Origin of the sequence: Clostridium sp. (assembly GCF_051650885.1) — a bacterium.
Taxonomy (GTDB): domain Bacteria; phylum Bacillota; class Clostridia; order Clostridiales; family Clostridiaceae; genus Clostridium.
Map to the genome: position 1 here is coordinate 1 of NZ_JBOFRG010000308.1, position 2,016 is coordinate 2,016.

Below are 2,016 nucleotides of genomic sequence, written 5' to 3' on the forward strand. Positions count from 1 at the left end.
ATAACTTTTCTACTGTTTTATATGGCAATTATTCAAAGCCATCTATTACAATAGTAAAAGAAGACAATGAAAATATTCTTGTAGGTAAAGTTACGTTATCTAAAGGAAATGAAATTTTAATGAGTAAAAAATAAGAAAATCTTGTACACCATAGTGTGTGCAAGATTTTTTTGATTAAAAGTTTGAAAAAATACAAAAATGGTTGAAAGTTTAGGACGGTTGTTATATATTATATATAACAAATAAAAATGGAAATGAGAGGGAGAATTATGCTTGAGATAAGAAATTTTTCAAAGAGTTATTTAAAAGGGAAGAAAGTAGTAGATAATTTAAATTTAAAAATTGAAAAGGGTGAAATTTTTGGATTTATAGGTCATAACGGAGCTGGAAAAACAACTACTATAAAAGCTATAGTTGGGATTTTAGAAGTAGAAGAGGGTGAAATCTTTGTAAATGGAATATCAGTTAAAGAAAATCCAAACGAATGCAAGAAGATAATCGCGTATGTACCTGATAATCCTGATATTTATGAAAATTTAACAGGGATACAGTATCTTAACTTTATATCAGATGTATTTAAAGTTGAAAATAGAGAAGATATTATAAAAAAATATGGTGATCTATTTGAACTAACAAATGCTTTAGGTGATTTGATATCATCATATTCTCATGGAATGAAGCAAAAGCTTGTATTAATATCTGCATTAATTCATAAGCCAAAGCTTTTAATTTTAGATGAGCCATTTGTAGGTCTTGATCCTGTGGCTTCACATAAAATAAAGGAAATTATGAAAGAGATATGCAAGGAAGGTTCATCAATATTCTTTTCAACTCATGTTCTAGAAGTTGCAGAAAAAATCTGTGATAAAGTTGCAATAATAAAAAAGGGACAGCTAGTTGCAAGTGGAGAAGTAAAGAAAATTGTTGGTGACAGCTCTCTTGAGAAAATATTTATGGAGCTAGAAGAAGATGAGTAGATTTTTTAGTTTAGTTAAATATGATTTTTTAAATTCTTATAATATAAATAATATTGTAAAGGGTAAAAATGCTATAGGGAAAATATTACTTGGAATAGTTTTGAGTGTTTATTTTATATGGTTATCATGGATGCTTAACAGTATGCTTATGGAAGATGCGGCAAAGATGGGGCAGGGAGATGTAGCTTTAAGTATGGGGCTTCTATCTTGTACATTAGCTATACTAGGTCTTGGGATAATAAAGCTTGCAGGGGCTATATTTGGAGGGAAAGATTTTAGTTTGCTAACATCAATGCCTCTAAATAAAAAGAGCATTATAGTAGCTAAAGTTATAAATATTGTTTTACCAACTTTCTTAATGACAGCAGTATTTATAGTTCCAAGCTTGGTCTTATATTATTTAAATGCACCTAGTGTAGATAGCCTATTCTTAGTACGAGGAATAATTTTAATGTTTTTTATTCCTTTAGTTCCAACAGCAATAGCAACACTTATTGGGTCATTACTACTTTATGTAAGTAGTAGATTTAGATACAGAAACTTTATAACTATAGGTATGTTTTTAGCATTTATCTTATTTATGATGTTTTTCCCTATGCTTGTAGGAGAGGAATTTATAACTAATATAATGCAAACAAGTTCAAAGATGACAGATGTATATTCGGCTATATATCCTTTAAATAATTTCTATATTCAGTCTTTAATAAATGGAAATATAGTATCAATGATAGTCTTTATAGGAGTATCAATTATAGTTTTTGCAACTTTTGTGCTTATAGTAGATAAGTTATATTTAAAAATAAATAGTAGACTTTTAGAAACAAATAGAAAAAATAACTTTAAAATGACAAAGCAAAAAGAAACTGGAGTGATTCATTCTCTAGTAAGAAATGAAATTAAAAAGTACCTTTCTATGCCAATGGTTTTAGTGAATCTTGTAGTTGGAGGAATTCTTTTTATTGCATATGGATTTATGGCAATTTTTATGGGAGAAAAATCTATAGAAATGATTTTTGAAACTGCAATAGATCCAAGCCTT

2 protein-coding genes are annotated in these 2,016 nt (G+C 28.1%); both read left to right on the forward strand.

Annotation, left to right across the window (positions count from 1 at the left end; genetic code table 11):
• Positions 1–269: 269 nt before the first annotated feature.
• Positions 270–977 (forward strand): ABC transporter ATP-binding protein, encoded by a 708-nt coding sequence (locus ACRC28_RS14780; protein WP_438544203.1) that lies wholly within the window; start codon positions 270–272, stop codon positions 975–977.
• Positions 970–2,016 (forward strand): hypothetical protein (locus ACRC28_RS14785; RefSeq protein WP_438544204.1); only part of this gene is annotated, 1,047 nt, incomplete at its 3' end. The genes ACRC28_RS14780 and ACRC28_RS14785, both read left to right, overlap by 8 nt.